The following is a 21382-nucleotide window of genomic DNA, read 5'->3' on the forward strand; positions in this document are numbered from 1 at the left end:
GTCGACAACAACATCTGGTTGGTCGGTGACGACGACGAGGTGGTGATCGTCGATGCTGCGCATACGGCCGGTCCGATCGTCGATGCGGTCGCCGGTCGTGCTGTGCGGGCGATTGTCTGTACGCATGGTCACAACGATCATGTGACGGTCGCGCCGCAGTTGTCGGGGGAGTTGGATGCGCCGATTCTGTTGCATCCGGCCGATGATGTGTTGTGGNTGTACGCATGGTCACAACGATCATGTGACGGTCGCGCCGCAGTTGTCGGGGGAGTTGGATGCGCCGATTCTGTTGCATCCGGCCGATGATGTGTTGTGGGAGCAGACGCATCCGGGCATCGGGCATTCGGTGCTCGAGGACGGTCAGCGGATCACGGTCGCGGGGACGGAGATCGTGGCGTTGCATACTCCCGGTCATTCGCCGGGGTCGAGTTGTCTGTATCTGCCCGAGGCCGGTCAGTTGTTCTCGGGGGACACGTTGTTCTCCGGTGGGCCCGGTGCGACGGGTCGGTCGTATTCGGATTTCCCGACGATCATCGGCTCGATTCGGGATCGGTTGTTCGCGTTGCCTGCCGAGACCCGGGTCAACACCGGGCACGGCGACGGAACGAGTATCGGGGACGAGTCCCCGCACCTCGAAGAATGGATCGCCCGCGGGAACTGACACCGACGACACTGCCGTAGCTCGCCTGCCGCGTTCGAGGTAGGTGGAATGAGACAGTGGTGGGGACGCCGAAGCGCTCGCTGCGGCGTCCCCACGAACTCGAAGAGGACTTCACGTGAGCCGCGCCGCACAGACCCGCCTGACCATCGCTGCCACGTCGGCGGCGATCGGAGCATTCGTGCTGGTGGGGTGCAGCTCCACCGTCACCGGAACAGCCGAGCCCACTGCCGGTGGCACCACCGCATCGCAGCCCGGCACGGACCTGAACACACTGCTCATCGACCCGGCGAGCTTCCCGGCCCCGTACGACGCGTTGGTTTTGCCCCAGCAGGCCATCTCGCAGGCCGCTCCCGACCTCAGCGGAATACCGGCCGGTGCCGAGGTCAGCCCCGCGGGGTGCAAACCAGCGGACCAGGACTTCGGCCCGACCGGTACGGCGATGATCGTCGGCACCGACAACGATAGTCGATCCACGATCTCCATCGAACTGACCGCTGTCGACCAGCCGCTCTCGGCGCGCAAAGAGCAGCTCGAACAGTGCGGCGAAGTGACCGCAACCAAGTCCGGTGCCACCTCCACGGTCACGTCCACGCTGACACCCGCACCGCCGATAGACGCCGACGACACACTCGCCGTGCGACAGACCGTCTCGTCGGGCACCGGCGGGGATGCCGTCACCCAGTCGATGTTGACCCTGATGGCGCAGGTCGACGGCGTGCGGATCTCGGCGACATTCATGTCCTTCGGGTCCGCCACACCCGATGCAATGACGTTGGACGAGCTGTTCACGGCCGCGGTGCAGAAGGTGAACCAGAGCTGACGTTCTCCTGCCGAAGTGGCGGCCTCTCTAGCAGAGCGGACCGACACGGTCCGCTCGGCGGAGGCGGGTGGACGCCGTTTCATCCACAGATAGTCCGGCATGCACAGGGTGCTGCTCGGCCCCTGGTCGAGCCGGGAAGGCACCACGGAGCCTCGTAAGACTTCGAGGCATGTACACACCGACGAACTCCCACGACCCCTTCTCCGGTCGACACCGCGTACGGATCGGTGACGCGAGCGAACTGTTGGCCGCGATCCCGGCGATGCTCGGCTTCGATCCCCATCGATCGATGGTGCTGATCGCGCTCGAGGACGGCGGCACCAGCATCGGCCCGACGATGCGGCACGACCTCGTGCTGGCCGGCGAACACACCGATCGACGTGCGGGTAGCGACACTCGCGCCACGCCGGACATGCTCGACGTCATCGACTACCTGGCGGGCTACTGCGCATTCGAGAACATTGTCTCGGTGATCGCTGTGTTCGTCGACGACAGACTCGGCCGCAACGAGCGAACGCATTACACACTCGACGTTCAGGATCTGGTGAACGAGCTCGAGGTCACCCTCCCGACGTTCGGTGTGCGGCTCGAAGCCGCCTTCGCAACCTCGGCCATTGCCGATGCCGCGCACTGGTGGTCGCTACAGGGCCCACGGCAGCACGGTCGTATCGCCGATCCGACGGCATCGCCGCTGACCGTGGCCAGAGTGCTGGACGGCTATCCGGTGCGACGCTCGAGAGACGAGCTCGCCGAATTCATCGCACCCGGCCCGGTCGAGACGGTGCAGGCAGTCGCCGCCGAGATGGCAAAGTTTCGGCGCAGCGGTGCACTGTCGCTGACCGACCACCTGACAGCGGTGTTGTCCTACCTCGCGCGGTCTCCCTACGACTCCGAGCTCGAGACCACCGACTTCGCGCGGGTCGCCGTCGCGATCGGGCATGTGCAGGTCCGGGACGCGGTGCTGGCACTGACTCTCGGTGAGGATGCAGATATCGTCGAGGAATTCTGGGCGCACCTCGTCCGTGTGGTTCCGAACCGCGAAAGAGCAATAGCAGCAACACTTCTCGCGTTCAGCGCCTACGTGCGAGGAGACGGGCCGATGGCCCGAATCGCGATCGATGCGGCCCTGAAGGCAGACAGCTCCCACAGTTTGGCGTCGCTGTTGGACCGGTCGCTCGGTGTCGGTGCCAGTCCTGCCCTGGTTCGCGAAGTCGCCGAGAGTGGGTTCGCCTGTGCGCGAGCCTGTGGCATTCGGCTACCGGGCGACCCGTTCGGTCGGCGCTGATCTGGAGTCTGCTCAGCGAGCCGCGTGAGAACGGTCGCCGAGCTGCTGCAGAAAGTCCCACGCATCGGACACGATGCGATCGAGATCGGTCAACTCCGGCGTCCAATGCAGTTTCTCGACGGCACGGGCGCTCGATGCGATCAGCACGGCCGGATCACCGAGCCTGCGAGGCGCATGTTCGACGGCAATGGGCAGTCCGGTGACGCGCTTGCACGACGAGATGACCTCGTCGACGGAGAATCCCGTTCCGCTGCCGAGATTGTAGATGGAGTGCCGACCGGGCTGGGCGGCATCGACGGCGAGGATGTGCGCCTCGGCGAGATCGGCGACATGGATGTAATCGCGGACGGCTGTGCCGTCGGGAGTGGGCCAGTCCGTGCCGAACACCGAGATCTTCTCTCGCTGACCGAGGGCGACCTGCAATACGAGGGGGATGAGATGGGTCTCGACGACGCGGTTCTCACCGAAACCCTTGTATGCGCCGGCCACGTTGAAGTACCTCAGACTGGTAGCGGCGAGACCGTAGGCCGCTGCATACGAGGTGATGGCGTGGTCGATCGCGAGCTTGGTCGCACCGTACGGGTTGGTGGGACGTGTGGGGTCGTCCTCGGTGATGGGAGTCTTCTCGGGCTCGCCGTAGGTGGCCGCGGTGGAGGAGAACACCAACTTGGGGGTGCCGGAGGACCGGATCGCGTCCAGAAGAGCCAGGGACGTCACTACGTTCCCACTCCAGTACTTGTCCGGCGACACAACCGACTCGCCCACCAACGACTGCGCTGCGAAATGCAGAACTGCATCGAAGTCGCCGCCCGTCAATACTTCCGCCGCGACGTCTTTGATGTCACCCTCGACGAAAGTGACCCCGGCGGGAACGGCATCCCGATTACCGGTGGACAGGTTGTCCACGACGACGACCTCATGGCCGCGTTCGTCCAGTACCGCCGCGCACACACTGCCGACGTACCCTGCACCACCGGTAACGAGAAGCTTCACTGTTCGATCTCCCTCACACGCGGCAGATGCCGTCCGTGGGAAGAGATCAGACCTTCTTCACCTGAACGGCATGCGCCATTTCGTCGGATATGTCGACACCACTGTGTCCTGGCACCGTGATCGTCACCGACCCGGGCTTGGCTTCGACTGTAACCCGGGCATCGGGAACCACGCCCGCCTCGCGTAGCTGAGCGATGACCTCGGGGTCGGACTGAACGTGCTCGGCCAAGCGGCGAACGACGACCGCCGTAGGCTCGCCGAGCGGGACGTCGGTGAGACGAATGAGAGCCTCCGGTGCCAGTGTCGTCTGACCCAGACCCAGCTCCGCCAGACCAGGGATCGGATTACCGTAGGGCGAGGTCGTCGGGTTGTTCAGCACGGTGACCAACCGGCGCTCGACCTCCTCGCTCATCACGTGTTCCCAACGGCACGCCTCGGCGTGCACATCTTCCCAGCGCAGCCCGATGATGTCGACGAGCAGACGCTCCGCGAGACGGTGCTTGCGCATGACCGCGACGGCCAAGCTGCGGCCCTTCTCGGTCAGCTCCAGATGCCGGTCGCCGGCGACGGACAGAAGACCGTCGCGCTCCATTCGGGCGACGGTCTGACTGACGGTGGGACCACTCTGCTCCAGCCGCTCGGCGATCCGCGCGCGGAGCGGGATGACGCCTTCTTCTTCCAAATCGTAGATCGTCCGGAGGTACATCTCCGTGGTGTCGACCAGATCCTTCACACTCAACCCCTTCGTCGGGTTCGATCCTACCGTCAGCGGCTCTGAATCGGCGCTGCACCCGATGGCGGCGGGCGCGGCGCATCACAACCCCGGAAGCCGCTCGCCGTGGCGCGTCACAACCGGGTACCGAAGACAACACCGGAACCCGGCAACACCATCCCGATCGGCAACGTAGTTTTGTCCGTATGTCTGATCAGGCGACACGCGCCGCCGTATCCATTCCGAACCGTCCCGAGGACATCGTCGTGTGGAGCGCGGACTATCTCGGTTACCGGTGGAGCGACGACCATCCGATGAACCCGACGCGGCTCGATCTGACGATGGCCCTCGCCTCCGATCTCGGTGTGTTGGCGGGCGTGGAGCTCGTCGAACCGTCGGCGGCACCGGACTCGGAGCTGCTGCGTTTTCATACCAGCGCGTACATCGAGGCCGTCAAGCGCGCGCCGTCGCAGGGTCCGGCCCTGCGAGACCCCGACGACGTCGTCCACGGTCTCGGTTCCGACGACAACCCGGTGTTCGAGCACATGCACGAAGCCAGCGCGATGCTGACCGGCGGCTCCTTGGCGGCCGCGCGTGAGATCGCGTCGGGGCGGGCCAGGAGAGCCGTGAGCATCGGTGGTGGAATGCACCACGCGATGGCCGATTGGGCCTCGGGCTTCTGCGTCTACAACGACGCCGCCATCGCGATTTCGTGGTTGCTGGACAACGGGTTCGATCGCATCGCCTACATCGACGTCGACGCACACCACGGCGACGGCGTCCAAGCAGCGTTTCTCGGTGATCCTCGGGTTCTGACGGTCTCGTTGCACCAGCACCCGGCAACACTGTGGCCGAACACCGGATGGTCGACGGAGGTAGGAACCGAACGCGGCGAGGGTTCCTCGATCAACGTCCCGCTGCTGCCCGGTACCGCGGATCGGCTCTGGCTTCGTGCATTTCATGCGATCGTTCCGGGCGCGATCGGAGCGTTCCGGCCGCAGATCATCGTCAGTCAATGCGGCGTCGACAGTCACCGCGAGGATCCGCTTGCAGATCTCGCGCTCACCGTCGACGGGCAGAACGCGGCCTTCCTGGCGATGCGCGACCTTGCGGACCGTTACTCGGAGGGACGGTGGTTGGCCGTCGGGGGAGGCGGGTACGGCCTCGTTCGGGTGGTTCCACGGGCCTGGACTTATCTGATCGCCGCTGCCCTCGGCCGCGACATCGATCCGATGGCACCCCTACCCGACACCTGGCGCGAGCGAGTGAGAACCATGGCACCGAGCGTGGACCTGCCCCAGACCATGGGCGACGGTGGGGATGTCGACTATCCCGCCTGGGACGGTCCCGGCGGATCGTTGGCCGGAACGGACGGCACCGACCGGGCACTCGAACGCGTCGACTCGGCCATCATCGCCACTCGTCGAGCAGTGTTTCCGCTGCTCGGACTCGATCCGGAGGACCCGCGTGACTGATTCCACCGGTACCGATCCGGCCGCCGAACAGGCCGCCGCGACAGACGAGAAGAGCAGCAAGGAACTGGCACGAGAGCGCGCGGAAACAGAATTTCCGCGGCACTGGGTCGCCGACGTTCTCACGTCGGACGGCGGCGTCGTGCACCTGCGGCCCATCGTGCCCTCGGACTCCGAGGCCATCGTGGCTTTTCACGGACGACTGTCGGAGCGCACCAGATACCTTCGGTACTTCGGCCCCTATCCGACGATGCCGCAGCGGGACGTTCTGAACTTCACCACTGTCGACCATCACGACCGTGTGGCCTTCGTTGCAGTACTGGGCGACGACATCATCGCGGTCGGCCGGTACGAGCGGCTACCCGAGGGCGACGGCAACTCGGCCGAGGTTGCATTCGTCGTCGCCGACGCACACCAGGGCCGCGGACTCGGACCCATCCTGCTCGAGCACCTTGCGGGAGCGGCCGCCGAGAACGGCGTCAACATGTTCGTCGCCGAGGTACTTGCCGAAAACCGCAACATGGTCACCGTGTTCCGGGAGGCCGGATATCAGGTCAGCCGTTCCTTCGAGGGCGGCGTCCTACGGCTGGAATTCGCGATCGATCCGAGCGAGGCATTGCTGTCGGTGCGGAACTCTCGCGAGCGCGCAGCCGAGGCCCGTAGCGTTCGCAACGTACTCAGCCCTCGATCGGTCGCCGTGATCGGCGCATCGACCGACAGCTCCAAGGTGGGCAACGCTGTGCTGGCGAACCTGCTCGCCGGAAACTTCACGGGCCCGGTGTACCCCGTCAACGCCGACCACCGCTCGGTGCGCGGTGTGCGCGCGTACGCCACGGTGCACGACATCCCGGACCCGGTCGACCTTGCTATCGCGGCGGTTCCGGCCGATGCCATCGACGCGGTGCTCGACGACTGCCTGGACAAAGGTGTCAAAGCACTGCTCGTGGTGTCGGGTGGATTCGGCGAGACCGGGCCTGCGGGGCAGGAGAGCGAGCGCAGGCTGGTGCTCGCCGCCCGTGCCCACGGGATGCGATTGATCGGGCCCAACGCGCTCGGCGTCGCGAACACCGACCCTGAGTTCGGGTTGAACGCCACATTGGCGCCGCATCTGCCGACCCCGGGCAACGTCGGCTTCTTCTGCCAGTCCGGCGCGCTCGGCATCGCAATTCTCGACGAGGCAGCCAATCGCCGACTGGGTCTGTCGACGTTCGTCTCTGCCGGCAACCGAGCGGACGTCTCGGGCAACGACCTGTTGCAGTACTGGGACTCCGACCCGGCGACCGAGGTGATTCTGCTGTACCTGGAGAGCTTCGGAAATCCCCGCAAATTCACCCGAATCGCTCGACGGGTCGCGCGCAGCAAGCCGATCATCGCGGTCAAGAGCGGCCGCGGAGCCGTACCACCCGCACACGCCATCGGTGCCGACATCGACGATTCCATCGTCCGAGCGTTGTTCGCCCAAGCCGGAGTGATCCAGGTCGACACCATCTCCGAACTGTTCGACTGTGCAGTACTGTTCGGCAACCAACCCTTGCCGGCCGGCCCACGCGTGGCCGTCGTGGGCAACTCCACGGCCCTGGGAGTCCTGGCCGTCGACGCCGCTCGCGCCAAAGGCTTGCATGCCGATATCCCGACCGACGTCGGACCGCAGGCCGGTCCCGAGGATTTTGCCGCGGCCGTCTCGTCGGCACTGGCCGCTTCCGACATCGATGCAGTGATCGTCGTGTTCGTGCCCCCGGTCGCGGTCGAGGTAGAACCGTTCGCGACTGCGCTGGGCAATGCGGTCCGGGGATCCGACAAGCCGGTGCTGTCGACATTCCTTGCCACCGAAGGTATCCCGGATGTGCTGGCTGTACGCGGGCCCGGCGGGCACCCGGTTCGGGGCTCGGTTCCGTCGTACTCGAGCCCCGAACGAGCCGTGGCGGCACTCGCTGCCGCGTGGCGGTATTCGTCCTGGCGCTCGCGGCCGGTGTCGAATCTGGTCCGGCCCAAGAGCATCGACGGCGATCGCGCCAAGCAGCTGGTCCGGGATTGGCGTTCGGCAGGGGGACAAGGGCGCTGGCTGTCGGATTTCGAGACTGCCGAACTGTTGGCCTGTTACGGCCTCGACGTCGTGGCGTTCCGCGCCGTCACCGACGAGAACGAGGCCGTCGCGGCGGCCGACGAACTGGGGTACCCGGTTGCCGTGAAGGCGACAGGGAAGCGGTGGCGGCACCGGCCCGATCTGGGCGGTGTCCGCTTGGACGTCGCCGACGCCTCGGCAGTACGGGTGGCATACCGCAACCTGGCCGCCGAATCCGGAGAGCCGCTACTGCATGTCCAGCGCATGGCAGTCAAGGGAATCGGCTGCGTGGTGCGGGTTCAGGACGACCCGTCGTTCGGATCGCTCATCTCGTTCGGTCTGGCCGGAGTGATCTCGGATCTGTTGGGCGACCGTGCCTACCGTGTGCTGCCGTTGACCGAGGACGAAGCGGCACAGTTGATCGACGCGCCGAAGGCTGCTCCGCTGTTGTCGGGCTACCGAAACGCCGTGCCGGTCAACAAGAGTGCGCTGATCGACCTCGTCCAGCGCATATCTGCGCTGGCCGAGGACATTCCCGACATCCGTGAGATTTCTTGCGAACCGGTGCTGGCATCCGCCGACGGCGCATACATCACCGATGCGCGAGTACGAATCGGGCCCGAACCGACGAAGGCAGACCTGGGTCCTCGACGATTGCGTTGACGAGGACTGCGTCGCCGAAAACGAGAGAAGCGGCGACCGAGCCGACGTCCCGAGGGGAAAGAACGTCGGTTCGGCCACCGCGTCGGATGGCGCGAACGGGAGTGGTCACCGTCGCTCCACCGGTCGGAGAACCGGAATCAGCTGGCGTACGAACGCAACTTCTCGGCGCGGTCACCCTGGCGAAGCTTGACCATCACCTCGCGCTCGATCTGACGCACGCGCTCGCGAGACAGTCCGAAGAGCTTGCCGATCTGATCGAGGGTGCGCGGCTGGCCGTCGTCCAAGCCGTAGCGCAGACGAATGACCTGCTGCTCACGTTCGTCGAGGGTGCCGAGCACGACACGAACGTCGCTGTGCAGCAGCCCGGCGATGACGGCGTTCTCGGCGGACGTGGCTTCCGAGTCCTCGATGAAGTCACCCAGCGGCGCTTCCTCGTCGCTACCCACCGGCATGTCGAGGCTGACCGGATCCCGGCTGTGGTCGAGCAGATCCGCAATCTTCTCGACTGCGATGCCCGATTCACTCGACAGCTCTTCGTCGGTTGCCTCGCGTCCGAGCTGCTGATGCAGCTCCCGCTTGATCCGGGCGAGTTTGTTGACCTGCTCGACGAGGTGGACAGGGAGCCGAATCGTTCGGCTCTGATCTGCCATGCCGCGGGTGATGGCCTGACGGATCCACCACGTTGCGTAGGTCGAGAACTTGAAGCCCTTCGCGTAGTCGAACTTCTCCATGGCGCGAATCAGGCCCAGGTTGCCCTCCTGGATCAGGTCGAGCAACGGCATTCCGCGACCGGTGTAGCGCTTGGCGAGCGAGACGACCAACCGGAGGTTTGCTTCGAGCAGATGGCTGCGCGCCGCGCTTCCGTCCCGCACGATGATGGCCAGGTTGCGCTTCTTGACTGCGCTCAACCGCTTCGTGTTCTCGAGAACCTGCTTGGCGTACAGACCTGCCTCGATCCTCTTGGCCAGGTCGACCTCTTCTTCAGCCGTCAGCAACGCGGTGCGGCCGATGCCGTTTAGGTACACGCGAACGAGATCGGCTGCTGGGCTCTGGGCGTCCAGATCGGCATCGGTGGGCCGCGGACGAATCGTGGTGCTGGGGCTGGTCATGACTTGCCTCCTGGTCGGTGGTGTCTCACAGGTTCAACGCTCGGGACGCTCCGATAAGTTCCCACGCCGATCCTTGTGATACCCGCCTGACCAGGGAATACGGCGGGTCCGTCCTGAGAAGTTGCTGAGAACGTTCGCAGCGGGAACGGCAGCGCAGCCCCAGGTCCGTTCAGCGAGCCGGCAACACGAGTCCGTGCCGCACCAGACCCTGCATCAGCGTCACCGCATGCCCCGCCAGTTCGTCGGCATCCTCACCGTGCGCGGCGGCGAGCAGCTCGACCAGTTCGCCCACCGCGAGCCCATCCGGACGCAGGCCCGCCAGAAGCGCGGCACCGAGCTCGTCGACGTCGTGCTGCCACTGTGGTCCGTTTCCCCGGTGGACACGGATCGCCACCGGAGCCCAGCCCTCGTCGCCGGGAAGAAACACCCGTTCGAGCGCGGTGTTGGGGTCGAGAGTCAGTACCGAGTCGAGAATGTCGTTGTCACGGAGCCACTCGAGCCGAGAGAAATACTCGAGCGACTCGTTCCCGAGCGGGTCGGAGAACCCGTGCGTCAACTCCTCGGCGAGCAGATCCGTCGGAGAGTCCGTCTTGCGTAGATAGACGAACCCGAAACCGACGCCCTCGACACCCGCGGCGGCGAAATGATCGAGCCAGGACTGGGCCACCGCGGCCGCATCGGGGTCGCGCGGGTCCAAACCGCCGTCGCGCATCCAGGTGCCCACATACAGAGCGGGGTCTGCCACGTCACGCTCGACCACCCACGCGTCGACGCCGTGGGCGGGAAGCCAGGACGCCACTCTCGTACGCCAGTCCTCGCCCTCGATGTGCACCCACGACGCGAGGATGGCAGCAGTCCCACCGAGGGTGAGGTGTTCGGGTGCCTGGGCGATCATCAACGCGCTCGCGCCGTCGAGGTCGAGGCCGGAATCTCGGTACGAGTGCAGTACTTCGGCGCGTCCCACGACGAACGGGGGATTGGCGACGATCCGATCGAACGTACGTCCGGCCACCGGCTCGAACCACGAACCGTGCAGCAATTCGACGTCGAGACCGTTCAGGGCCGTCGTCGCTGCCGCCAGATCCATCGAACGCGGGCTGATGTCGGTCGCGGTGACCGTCGTTGCGTAGTCGCACGCGTGGACGGCTTGGACGCCGCATCCGGTTCCGACGTCGAGGACGGTGTCCACAGCCGAGGTCGGTGTACCGCGCAACAACGACAGCGACGCCTGGCCGACGCCGAGCACATGATCGGTGGCCGTGTCGGCGACGCGCATGCTGCCGTCGGGATCGGAGACGATCCACCGGGTTCCGTGCCCGGCGTCGAGGGGCCGGATGTCGAGCAGGGTGCGCACCGTGGATCCGGTACGAGTGAGAATGCCGGCCGCGATGGCTTCGGAGACGGTCAGCGGTGCGAGAGCGGCCGCGACCTCGTCCTCGGGGCAGTCGTCGACCAGCAGGAACAATCGCACCAAGACACCCAGATCTCCGCCGCCGAGGCTCGCATTGCGGACCGGTACCGGTTCACTGCGCCCCAGCGCGGCGTGGGCGTCGGAGCCCAGCAACCTCAGGACGCCGTCGGCGTCGTAACCCGCGCGATCGAAGGCTTCACGGAGGGCAGCGGCGGCAGCGACCAGTGGGGACGGAGAAATCTGTGCGTTCACCGAGCAAGTGTCGCACCGCCTGTCGGCTTCCTGTCAGTCCTCGCCGGCTTCGATCACGCGGTGATTGCTCGATTCGATGGCCGGACTGTCGATGGTCCGGTAGTCGTACCGGCTCATTTCGTCCTTGGTACGCGGCGGCCGATCGTTCGCGATCAACACCGCCATCCATGGGAGCGGAATGGACAGACCGACGATCGCCATGGATATCCATGGGTTCATCCACATTCCGTATGCCAGTGCAGCGAGCACCAAGGCCGGTATGCGGAAGGACATGATGAACATGTACTTGCGGACACGCGCTTTGTGCTGCTCTTCCACCGACTGTTGCGCCTCGGTGATCAGGACGGGCCCATCCGGCGAGTCGCTGTACGCGCTTCCGTCGAACCCTGGGGTTCTCGTCATACCTCCACTGTGGCACTACCGCTCACAGATTGCATACGACGAGCTGTGCGACCGGTTCGAACACAGTGTGGCGACGGATTAATCTGTGTTCATGAGCACTCAGACGAAGGACCGTCCCGACATCGCTCCGGACGAAACCACCGACGATGACCGGCCGAAATTCTTCCATTACGTCAAGAAGAACAAGATCGCCGAAAGCGCCGTCATGGGTACCCATGTGGTAGCGCTGTGCGGCGAGGTGTTTCCGGTCACCAAGTCTGCAAAACCGGGCTCACCGGTGTGCCCGGACTGCAAGAAGGTCTACGAGGGCCTCAAGAAGGGCGAGTGACGGCTCACCTCCGACGGTGACTCCGCCGGGCCCGACCGTCACTGAGACGGTTCGGGCCGGTCGGATCGCTGCCGATCGCCGACCACTTTGATCGGCCCTGTGGCCAGACGCCGCGCTACCGCGGTCACCGGTCCCGACGGCTTGTCGTCCGCCGCTGCCTGCGCTGCGAGCCACTCACGCATTTGATCCATTCGGGTTGCTCTGGCCGGCCAGAACTCCTGGATCGTCGCGTTGAACTCGGCTCCGAGGACCACGGCGAAGCCGAGAAAGAACGTGAAGAGCAGAAACGCGATCGGAGTTGCCAGCGCACCGTAGGTGTAGCCGGTGCTGGTGACCCAAGTCAGGTACCGGCGGAGTACGGCGCTGGCAATCATGAAGAACACCCCGGCCAGCAGTGCTCCGCCGAGCAGACGATGCCAGGGCAGTGACGTGTGCAACGCCAGCTTGTACAACGTGGTCAGGCCGATGATCAGCAGCAAGCCGACGGCCGGGTAGTACAGGAAGTCGACGAGTTCGCTGCCGACGGTCAGCCACGAATCGGGCAGTATCTGCTGGACGTACACCGGTCCGAGTGCGACGAGCGGAAGCACGAACACCGCGATGATCAGGAAGCCGACGTACAGGAGCAGCGCGAAGAACCGCTGCCAGACGGGATTTCGAGCGTCGGCCTGTCCGTGTGCTTCGACGATGGAGTCCACGAACGTCGAGATCGCCGACGAGCCCGCCCACAGCGAGAGCAGAAAGCCGACCGAGACGATTTCGCCACTGCCCTGTGCGAGTACGTCTCGAACGGTCGGCGCGATGATCTGATCGACGACACTGCTGCTGAAGAGCGTGTTGCTGAAGGTGATGATCTTCGACTCGATGATGTCGACGGTGTTGGGGCCGAACCATCCTCCGACGAAACCGAGACTGCCCAGCACCCCGAGCAGAAGGGGCGGTAGCGACAGCGTCTGCCAGAAGGCGGCGGTCGCGGCCTTGCTGAAGATCGAATCGTCCCAGGCCTTGCCGAGCGTGCGCAGAGTCACTTTCCACACCGCACGTAGCGGGTTTCTCGCCGACAATCGCGGCGGTGTGGGAGTTGGGCCTGCAGACTCGCTCATGGTGCCTCCAGCATTCCTGACCGATGCCGACTTCGCCTAACGACCGACGCGCCGTGTCGCGTCCGACATCACCCCAGCGATGCGGGATCCGTCGGTACGGAGCGATAGGCTCCTCGGCGGACACTGCAGGGCTACCGAGAGCGCGAGGAATTTACATCGATGCCAGGAACCGGCGGCCAGTGAGCGCTGACATGTTCGATCCCACACCACCATCCACCGATCAGACGGCTGCGCCCGTCGCCGGCGGGGCACCTCTACGTGCCTGGCAGCGACGCGCGCTGACGAAGTATCTCGTCGCCTCGCCCAAGGACTTCCTGGCGGTGGCGACCCCGGGTGCAGGTAAGACCACGTTCGCCCTGCGCGTCGCCGCCGAACTGCTCGCGCACCGCACCGTCGATCAGGTGACGGTAGTGGCACCCACCGAGCACCTCAAGCATCAGTGGGCCGAGTCGGCGGCACGGGTGGGCATCGCGTTGGACTCACGCTTCTCCAACTCGACCGGGCAGACCTCGAGTGACTACCACGGTGTGGTGGTGACCTACGCGCAGATCGCCTCGCATCCGTTCAAGCACCGAGTGCGCACGGAGGCCCGCAAGACTCTGGTGATCCTCGACGAGATCCACCACGGTGGTGACGCGAAGAGCTGGGGCGAGGGCATCCGCGAAGCGTTCGGCGACGCCACCCGACGCCTTGCGTTGACGGGTACTCCGTTCCGCAGCGACGACAGTCCCATTCCGTTCGTCAATTACGAACCGGATCAGGACGGCCTGATGCGGTCGAAGGCCGATCACGCGTACGGCTACTCCGACGCCCTCGCCGACGGAGTCGTTCGCCCGGTCGTCTTCCTCGCGTATTCCGGGGAGGCACGGTGGCGGGACAGCGCAGGCGAGGAGTACACCGCTCGGTTGGGCGAGCCGCTGAATGCGGAGCAGACCGCACGGGCCTGGCGTACCGCCCTCGACCCGCAGGGCGACTGGATGCCCGCGGTGCTGTTGGCTGCGAACACACGATTGGCACAGTTGCGGTCGGGCGGTATGCCCGACGCAGGTGGTCTCGTGATCGCGACCGACCAGACGGTGGCGCGGGCCTACGCCAAGCTGATCGAGGTGATCACGGGGGAGACGCCGACCCTCGTCCTCTCCGACGACCCCACATCCTCGGCTCGTATCGCCGAGTTCGGCAAGAGCGATCAGCGGTGGATGGTTGCCGTTCGCATGGTGTCCGAGGGTGTCGACGTTCCGCGTCTCGCCGTCGGCGTCTACGCCACCAGTGCATCCACTCCGCTGTACTTCGCGCAGGCAATCGGCCGTTTCGTGCGATCACGCCGCAAGGGCGAGACGGCGAGCGTCTTCCTGCCGTCGGTACCGGTCCTGCTCGACCTCGCCTCACAGCTCGAGGCTCAGCGCGACCATATTCTCGGCAAGCCCCACCGCGAGAAGGACGGCTTCGACGACGAGCTGCTGGCCGACGCCAACAAGCAGAAAGACGAGCTGGGCGAGGAAGAGAAGGCGTACACCTCCCTCGGCGCGGATGCCGAGCTCGATCAGGTGATCTACGACGGGTCCTCGTTCGGGACCGCGACGTTCTCGGGCAGCGACGAAGAAGCCGACTATCTCGGGCTCCCCGGCCTGCTCGACGCGACGCAGATGCGCGACCTGCTTCGCCAGCGTCAGCAGGAGCAGATAGACAAACCAGCTCCGGGCCCGGCGGTCCCCGCGCCTGCCGTCGTCAACGACAGGGCCACCAGTGCCGGCCAGTTGGCCGGCCTGAGGCGGGAACTGAACAGTTTGGTTGCGGTGTACCACCACCGGACGGGGAAGCCGCACGGCGTCATTCACGGCGATCTGCGTCGAATCTGCGGCGGCCCGCCGACGGCGATGGCATCGGCGGAGCAGCTGGGTGAGCGAATCGCGCAGTTGCGCAAGATGTAGCACCCGACGGACGAGTGCTGCCGGCGGACTGTGCCGGTGACACGACAACGACGGACGGTCCAGAGACCGTCCGTCGTTGTAATCGTGCGTTGATGCAGTTGTATCGGTACAGCTGTGGCGAACTGGCGTCCCCCGACGAGTCGGTGGGTTACACCGTGGAGTCCGATTCGGTCATCACCGTTGCGTTCACTTCACGCAAGCGGGCTTCGTGCTCGGTGGCGTGGTGACCGCAGAAGAGAAGCTCTCCACCGGTCGAGAGCACTACACGCGCGCGAGCCCCTGCACCGCACCGGTCGCACCGGTCCGCTGCTGTCAGTTGTGGGCTGGTCAATGTTCCGGGCATGACTCCTCCGTACTGGCTTGCGGGTATGTCCCGTTCGCCTGGGGCCGGTCCGCCGCGTCGGTATGGCGCGGTTCGTTCACTCTGTCAGACGTATGGCGGTCACGCGTTGTTCCCGAGCGCGTTTCTTTGTGTTGTCACTAACACGAAACATGTCCTACGAGCAGGAACGTCGTGGATCCTGTTCGCTGACAGCTGATACGGAATCGGACGGGTGGCGGCAGTAGGGTCCCGGTGTGGCTTCGACTTCTTCTTCGCTGTCCGGCGCTTCGAGGCTGGGTATCCCGTCGCTGTTCGTGATCGGTGCCGTATGCATGTACGTCGGTGCGGCCATCGGAGTGTTCCTGTTCGACACGGTGAACCCGGCTGCGGTGGCCTGGTTGCGGGGCTTCGGTGCCGCTGTCGTCCTGATCGCCTGGCGTAGGCCGTGGCGTCGACGCGGCGGTGCCGGATCCGTATGGACGGTACGACGCGCGGTGACCGCTGCCGCGTTCGGAGCGGCCACCATCGGCATGAACGTGATGTTCTACGAGGCCATCGCTCGGCTGCCCCTGGGTGCGGCGGTCGCCATCGAGTTTCTGAGCCCGATCGTCGTCGCCGCAGCAGGATCTCGGAAGCTCACCGATGCACTCGCGGTCGTTCTGGTGGTCGCCGGCGTTGCTGCCATCGCGTCGGCTCAGTTCGAGGGCGGCGAGGTGGGATTGATCGGAATCGCGTTCGCGCTCGGTTCGGCGGCTCTATGGGCGGCGTACATCGTGCTGGGCAAGTCCGTGGCCGACGCCGGGCAGGGGCTCGACGACATGGCTGCCGGTTTCGGAATCGCATCGGTGGTTCTCGCCGTGCCGCTGTTCGCACCGTTCGCATTCGCGCACACCGACGTTCTGAGCGACTGGCGCATCTGGGTTCTGGGCCTGGGCGTCGGATTGCTGTCGAGCGTCGTTCCGTACGTTCTCGACCAGTACGTCCTGGTCCGAGTGGGTCGGGCTCGCTTTGCGTTGCTGTTGGCGTTGCTGCCCGCGACCGCGACTGTCGTCGGTGCCGTGGTGCTGACCCAGGTGCCGACGCTGCTCGAGTCCCTGGGAATCCTTGCCGTCATCGCCGCAGTGGTGCTCGGCGGCCTGCCGGGCCGAACGCGCGGTGGGGCACCCACGCTGCCCCCGCCCTGACTTCGAGGACACCGCTCGGGGACGCGCGGGGTGGGGGACACGAGGCCCCGAGAACCCGGCACAATGGCGGTGTGACCGAGAGAACCGACGTCCTCGTACATCTGTGCACCACGGAGGAGTGGTCGAGAATCCGGGGCGGTACCGAGTACACGCCGGAGTCGTTCGCCGAACTGGGTTTCGTTCACCTCTCCACGCCCGAGCAGGTGCATCTGCCCGCGAACCGGCTCTTCCCAGGACGCACCGATCTGGTGCTGCTGGCGCTGGACCCAGCGCGGTTGAGTGCGCCGGTGCAGTGGGAGCCGGGTGTGCCGTCCGACCCGCAGTCGATGCTGTTTCCGCACCTGTACGGACCGCTACCGCTCGAGGCCGTCACTGCCGCCGTCGAGTACCGACCGGGGCCCGCCGGGGATTTCGGGACGCCCGTGCTCTGACCGAAAGCCTGGCAGTCGCCAGCAACGAGAAGCGACCGCCGATCCGAAGATCGACGGTCGCTTGTCGTTCGAAGATTGTCAGTCCAGGTAGTCGCGCAGAACCTGGGACCGCGACGGGTGCCGCAGCTTCGACATCGTCTTGGACTCGATCTGACGAATTCGCTCGCGGGTGACTCCGTACACCTGCCCGATCTCGTCGAGGGTGCGGGGCTGTCCATCGGTGAGGCCGAAGCGGAGGCGAACTACGCCTGCTTCGCGCTCGGAGAGCGTCTCGAGCACCGACTGCAGCTGATCCTGCAGAAGCGTGAACGACACCGCGTCGACCGCGACGACAGCCTCGGAGTCCTCGATGAAGTCCCCGAGCTGGCTGTCACCCTCGTCACCGATGGTCTGGTCGAGGGAAATCGGCTCGCGAGCGTACTGCTGGATCTCCAGCACCTTCTCGGGCGTGATGTCCATCTCCTTGGCGAGTTCCTCCGGAGTGGGCTCGCGGCCCAGATCCTGCAGGAGCTCACGCTGGATGCGTCCGAGCTTGTTGATGACCTCGACCATGTGCACCGGGATACGAATGGTCCGGGCCTGGTCTGCCATGGCACGGGTGATGGCCTGGCGGATCCACCAGGTGGCGTACGTCGAGAACTTGTAGCCCTTGGTGTAGTCGAACTTCTCGACCGCGCGGATCAGACCCAGGTTGCCCTCCTGGATGAGATCCAGGAACGCCATGCCGCGGCCCGTGTAGCGCTTGGCCAGCGAGACGACGAGGCGGAGGTTTGCCTCGAGCAGGTGGTTCTTGGCGCGGTTGCCGTCACGGCAGATCCAGGTCATGTCACGCCGCTGGGCGACGGGGAGCTTCTCGCCCTTCTCCGCGGACTCGCGCATCTTCTCGACGGCGAACAGTCCTGCCTCGATGCGCTTGGCGAGCTCGACCTCTTCCTCGGCGTTGAGGAGGGCGACCTTGCCGATCTGCTTGAGGTACGCGCGAACCGAGTCCGCTGATGCGGTGAGCTCGGCGTCCTTGCGGGCCTGACGCAGGGCTTCGGATTCCTCTTCGTCCCAGACGAAGTCGCCGGACGCCTTGTCCTCGGCGGTCGGCTCGCTCGTTGCGTCTTCTTCGGTGTCGTCGCCTGCGGCGACGACCTCGACGACGTCGTTCGCTGCGGCGGCAAGATCACCTTCGGAGATGTCGATGTCTTCGATTCCCGGGGTGCTCTCGTCGACGTCATCGCCGGTGGCGGGAGCTGCTGTCTTCTTCGCTGCGGCCTTCTTGGCCGGTGCCTTCTTGGCGGCGGCGCGTTTGGCCGGTGCCTTCTTAGCCGGTGCCTTCGCGGCGGGTGCCTTGACAGCAGGTTCAGGTGTCGCAGTTCCAGGTTCGGAATCTACGGTCTGACGGATATCGGTGGCTGCCACGTACGCCCTTTCGTGACGAAGTCGTGCGGCGTCACGCCAGAGTTGTTTCCGGCGGAGAGGTCTTCGGATTCGGCCGGCTGCGTACCGGCACACACCATTGTAACGACCTCTCAGGAGTTTGTTACCTACCCTCGTCCTTCGCAGGTGGCGACACCGCGTGTCAGTGCGGTGATCCAGCCGATGTACCGGTCTCGGCGGACGCGACGGCACTGTCCGCAGCGAGGGCCGCTCCGACGATCCCCGCCGTGTTCAGCAGGGTCGCGGGGACCACCGGAGTTCGGTTGGTCAGGTGCGGAATCCACTTCTCGCTCTTGCGACTGATTCCGCCACCGGCGATGAACAGGTCGGGCCACAGCAGCGCCTCGAACGTCGCGAGCACGGTGGAGACCTCTTTGGCCCATTCCTTGTAGGACAGCCCCTTGTTCTCCTTCACCGAGGACGCCGCGCGATGCTCGGCTTCCTTGCCGCCGATCTCCATGTGTCCGAACTCGGTGTTCGGCAGCAGAACTCCGTTGTGCAGAACGGCGGAACCGATGCCGGTGCCGAACGTGAGCAGAACGACGACCCCGTCCTTGCCCTTGCCGCCGCCGTACTTGTCCTCGGCGACCCCGGCGGCATCCGCGTCGTTGAGGACGGTGATGTTCTCGTTTCCGATGGCCTTCGCGAACAATGCTCGCGCATCGGTGTCGATCCAGCTCTTGTCGATGTTCGCGGCCGAACGCGCCACACCGTTGGTGACCACCGCGGGCAGAGTGACGCCGATCGGTCCGGTCCACTCGAAATGAGCGACGATCTCGGCCACGGTCCGCGCGACGGCGTCGGGGGTCGAGGGCTGAGGCGTCTCGATCTTGTAGCGATCGCCCACGAGCTCACCGGTGTTCAGGTCGACGATGCCGCCCTTGATGCCGCTGCCACCGACGTCGACGCCGAACCCGTGACGCTCGGCCGTCGCCGCGGTGCTGTTGTCCGAACCTGGCTGTGTCATGTCGATGCCGCTCCTGGCCTGATCGAATTCGTGTGTGCCGTCGCTTCGGAACAATAGTGCCGACCGTTCGCCGACGTGACGCCGACGCTGCAGCGGACCGCCCGCCGAGTGGCGCGGTGGTGCCGCGCCGGCGAAGTGTGTTGCGATGTACGCGTGTCGAAACATGACGGAACGCAGACCCACACCGCCACTGAGCAATTGCCCCAGACGCCGGCAACCGTAGAACGGTCGGATACCGAACCGACGACACGTGATGTGGAGGCACTGCGCGGGGTCGCCGTTCGGGTTGCCACGGAGGCAGCCGAACACGTGCGAACGCGTCGTCCGCAGGTGTTCGGTGGCAGTCCCGCTGCGGAGGCAGCTGCCGTGCAGTCCAAGAGCACACCGACCGATCCGGTCACCGTCGTGGACACCGAAACCGAACGTGTTCTTCGCGAATTGTTGGCGCGGCTGCGTCCCACCGATTCCGTCCTCGGTGAGGAGGAAGGTGGCGGAGACGAATCCGTCGACGGAGTTCGGTGGGTGCTGGATCCGATCGACGGAACCGTCAATTTCATGTACGGCATTCCCGCGTACGCGGTCTCTGTCGCCGCGCAGATCGACGGAGAGAGCGTGGCAGGGGCCGTCGTCGACGTGGCCCGCGATGTGGTCTATTCGGCCGCGCAGGGGCATGGGGCGACGGCTCGGTACGCAGACGGTCGTATCGAACGGCTGCAGTGTTCGGGTGTGACCGAATTGTCGATGACGTTGTTGGCCACCGGATTCGGGTACGGATCACGACGCCGCGCGGCGCAGGGCGCGATCATCGCCGAACTGCTGCCGAAGGTGCGAGATATTCGCCGAATCGGTTCTGCAGCATTGGATCTGTGCATGGTCGCGTCCGGTGCGGTCGACGCACACTTCGAGCACGGGCTCAGCCCGTGGGACTGGGCGGCGGGGTCGCTGATCGCTGCCGAGGCCGGAGCCCTCGTCGATGTGCCCGCAGCGACGTCGACGAGTGCGGACGGAGTCGTCACCGTGGCGATGGCCCCGGGAATCGCCGAACCCCTGACTGCCGCCCTACGACTCGTCGGCGCACTCGATCCGATTCCGAGCTGACGGACTGGTCCGTCTCAGCAGTGCAACCGTCTCAGCAGCGCGATCGACTCAGCAACGAGACTGGCGCGCGGCGGCGAGCAGATCGGGGTCGAGGGGCTGCGGCGCGGCACCGGGGGCTGCGCCCGCCAGCGTGCGTAGCACTTCCTCTGCGTCGTCGTTCGGCTGAATCTCGCTGAAGTAGGTGCCGAGTGCCAGATCCACCGAGTCGTCGGTTCTCGAGTCCTCGATGAGTTCTGCACACGGTGCGAGGAGCCATACCGCGCTCGCGGCACCGATACCCGCGGATCCGAATCGGATCTGGCCTTGGCACTGCATGTTCTGGTCGACGTAGACGGGATCGTTGCCCACCTGCACGTCCGGAGCACTCGCGAAGCCGTAGTCACTGAGCTGAGCCGCCACGTGTGCAGCTTGGCCGCGTTCGCCGTTGGCGTTGAACACTCGTACCTTCGATGCCGACAGGGCGGCAGGCTCGACGTCGAGAAGTGTCGTCGGGTCGACTTCCTCGCCGAGGGCAACCGGCTGCGTTCCGTCGGTGGCAGCGGTCGTGGTCGGGGTGTTGCATTCGGCAGTGGCCGATGTCGTCTCGGTGGTGGTGAACACCTTGACCCACACGACCACGGCGAGCAGAGCGAGTACTGCGAACACGGCGATGATCGGAAGTGCGCGGCGTCGACGGAACGGACGGCCGCGGTCGTCGACCGGCTGGCCTTCGGTGATCAGAGAAACCACAGTGATTCTTCGCCTTTCCGTC

The 21382-nt window shown here is 65.6% G+C and carries 20 protein-coding genes and 1 pseudogene; 11 read left to right on the top strand and 10 right to left on the bottom strand.

The genetic code is table 11. The annotated features are described in order from the left end of the window. The 4 genes and pseudogenes from ASH04_RS26710 to ASH04_RS22770 form a co-directional block, all read left to right on the top strand. The coding region (locus ASH04_RS26710) for an MBL fold metallo-hydrolase (RefSeq protein ID WP_156394645.1) at positions 1-216 on the top strand (216 nt) is incomplete at both ends. 1 nt (position 217) lies between these two features. Beyond that, positions 218-661: pseudogene (locus tag ASH04_RS22760) on the top strand (MBL fold metallo-hydrolase); the annotation flags it as partial. A 145-nt stretch (positions 662-806) separates the two neighbouring features. Next, positions 807-1481, top strand: coding sequence for a DUF5642 family protein (locus ASH04_RS22765; RefSeq protein ID WP_371129016.1), 675 nt, complete (start codon positions 807-809; stop codon positions 1479-1481). Between the two features lie 169 nt (positions 1482-1650). After that, positions 1651-2766, top strand: coding sequence for a DUF4192 domain-containing protein (locus ASH04_RS22770; RefSeq protein ID WP_045841790.1), 1116 nt, complete (start codon positions 1651-1653; stop codon positions 2764-2766). 12 nt (positions 2767-2778) lie between these two features. Here the strand turns inward: ASH04_RS22770 and galE are convergent, their stop codons facing one another. Beyond that, on the bottom strand, positions 2779-3759 hold the full coding sequence (gene galE, locus ASH04_RS22775) for a UDP-glucose 4-epimerase GalE (RefSeq protein WP_057474656.1): 981 nt from the start codon (positions 3757-3759) through the stop codon (positions 2779-2781). A gap of 46 nt (positions 3760-3805) precedes the next feature. Next, positions 3806-4492, bottom strand: coding sequence for a metal-dependent transcriptional regulator (locus ASH04_RS22780; protein ID WP_027496875.1), 687 nt, complete (start codon positions 4490-4492; stop codon positions 3806-3808). Between the two features lie 185 nt (positions 4493-4677). On the opposite strand from ASH04_RS22780, the gene ASH04_RS22785 reads away from it, so the two are divergent. Together ASH04_RS22785 and ASH04_RS22790 are read left to right on the top strand one after the other, a co-directional pair. Then, positions 4678-5946: an acetoin utilization protein AcuC gene (locus ASH04_RS22785; RefSeq protein WP_057474657.1), complete on the top strand. Its 1269-nt coding sequence runs from the start codon at positions 4678-4680 to the stop codon at positions 5944-5946. A gap of 64 nt (positions 5947-6010) precedes the next feature. Then, positions 6011-8668, top strand: coding sequence for a bifunctional acetate--CoA ligase family protein/GNAT family N-acetyltransferase (locus ASH04_RS22790; RefSeq protein ID WP_027496877.1), 2658 nt, complete (start codon positions 6011-6013; stop codon positions 8666-8668). 137 nt (positions 8669-8805) lie between these two features. On the opposite strand, the gene ASH04_RS22795 is transcribed toward ASH04_RS22790, so the two are convergent. The 3 genes from ASH04_RS22795 to ASH04_RS22805 all read right to left on the bottom strand — a co-directional run bounded on the left by ASH04_RS22795 (position 8806) and on the right by ASH04_RS22805 (position 11842). Continuing rightward, complete coding sequence (locus ASH04_RS22795) at positions 8806-9777, bottom strand: sigma-70 family RNA polymerase sigma factor (protein WP_027496878.1); 972 nt, start codon at positions 9775-9777, stop codon at positions 8806-8808. A gap of 169 nt (positions 9778-9946) precedes the next feature. Next, positions 9947-11428: a N5-glutamine methyltransferase family protein gene (locus tag ASH04_RS22800; protein ID WP_057474732.1), complete on the bottom strand. Its 1482-nt coding sequence runs from the start codon at positions 11426-11428 to the stop codon at positions 9947-9949. Between the two features lie 45 nt (positions 11429-11473). Next, positions 11474-11842, bottom strand: a complete 369-nt coding sequence (locus ASH04_RS22805) for a DUF3099 domain-containing protein (protein WP_027496880.1) — start codon at positions 11840-11842, stop codon at positions 11474-11476. Positions 11843-11933: 91 nt separating this feature from the next. Between ASH04_RS22805 and ASH04_RS22810 the strand changes: the two genes are divergently transcribed. Continuing rightward, the gene (locus tag ASH04_RS22810; protein WP_027496881.1) at positions 11934-12170 is read left to right on the top strand and encodes a DUF3039 domain-containing protein; all 237 of its coding nucleotides are present in this window, start codon (positions 11934-11936) and stop codon (positions 12168-12170) included. 38 nt (positions 12171-12208) lie between these two features. Here the strand turns inward: ASH04_RS22810 and ASH04_RS22815 are convergent, their stop codons facing one another. Continuing rightward, positions 12209-13273, bottom strand: coding sequence for a YihY/virulence factor BrkB family protein (locus tag ASH04_RS22815; protein WP_045841788.1), 1065 nt, complete (start codon positions 13271-13273; stop codon positions 12209-12211). A 191-nt stretch (positions 13274-13464) separates the two neighbouring features. On the opposite strand from ASH04_RS22815, the gene ASH04_RS22820 reads away from it, so the two are divergent. Beyond that, positions 13465-15204 carry a DEAD/DEAH box helicase gene (locus ASH04_RS22820; RefSeq protein WP_032400812.1) on the top strand — a complete coding sequence of 580 codons (1740 nt, stop codon included), beginning with the start codon at positions 13465-13467 and terminating at the stop codon, positions 15202-15204. Between the two features lie 148 nt (positions 15205-15352). On the opposite strand, the gene ASH04_RS26315 is transcribed toward ASH04_RS22820, so the two are convergent. Beyond that, complete coding sequence (locus ASH04_RS26315) at positions 15353-15547, bottom strand: DUF7455 domain-containing protein (RefSeq protein WP_027496884.1); 195 nt, start codon at positions 15545-15547, stop codon at positions 15353-15355. A 233-nt stretch (positions 15548-15780) separates the two neighbouring features. On the opposite strand from ASH04_RS26315, the gene ASH04_RS22825 reads away from it, so the two are divergent. Together ASH04_RS22825 and ASH04_RS22830 are read left to right on the top strand one after the other, a co-directional pair. After that, positions 15781-16710: an EamA family transporter gene (locus ASH04_RS22825; RefSeq protein ID WP_057474658.1), complete on the top strand. Its 930-nt coding sequence runs from the start codon at positions 15781-15783 to the stop codon at positions 16708-16710. Positions 16711-16781: 71 nt separating this feature from the next. After that, positions 16782-17141: a DUF952 domain-containing protein gene (locus tag ASH04_RS22830; protein WP_032370442.1), complete on the top strand. Its 360-nt coding sequence runs from the start codon at positions 16782-16784 to the stop codon at positions 17139-17141. A gap of 78 nt (positions 17142-17219) precedes the next feature. On the opposite strand, the gene ASH04_RS22835 is transcribed toward ASH04_RS22830, so the two are convergent. Then, positions 17220-18548: an RNA polymerase sigma factor gene (locus ASH04_RS22835; RefSeq protein WP_032365052.1), complete on the bottom strand. Its 1329-nt coding sequence runs from the start codon at positions 18546-18548 to the stop codon at positions 17220-17222. Between the two features lie 160 nt (positions 18549-18708). Continuing rightward, entirely contained in the window at positions 18709-19533 is an 825-nt protein-coding gene (gene ppgK / locus ASH04_RS22840) for a polyphosphate--glucose phosphotransferase (protein ID WP_048318496.1), read from the bottom strand. A gap of 198 nt (positions 19534-19731) precedes the next feature. Between ppgK and ASH04_RS22845 the strand changes: the two genes are divergently transcribed. After that, the gene (locus ASH04_RS22845; RefSeq protein ID WP_370878780.1) at positions 19732-20631 is read left to right on the top strand and encodes an inositol monophosphatase family protein; all 900 of its coding nucleotides are present in this window, start codon (positions 19732-19734) and stop codon (positions 20629-20631) included. Between the two features lie 48 nt (positions 20632-20679). Here ASH04_RS22845 and cei read toward each other — a convergent pair whose 3' ends face one another. Next, positions 20680-21360 carry an envelope integrity protein Cei gene (gene cei / locus ASH04_RS22850; RefSeq protein ID WP_027496890.1) on the bottom strand — a complete coding sequence of 227 codons (681 nt, stop codon included), beginning with the start codon at positions 21358-21360 and terminating at the stop codon, positions 20680-20682. Positions 21361-21382 lie beyond the last annotated feature (22 nt).

Source organism: Rhodococcus sp. Leaf233, from assembly GCF_001426165.1.
Taxonomy (GTDB): domain Bacteria; phylum Actinomycetota; class Actinomycetes; order Mycobacteriales; family Mycobacteriaceae; genus Rhodococcoides; species Rhodococcoides fascians.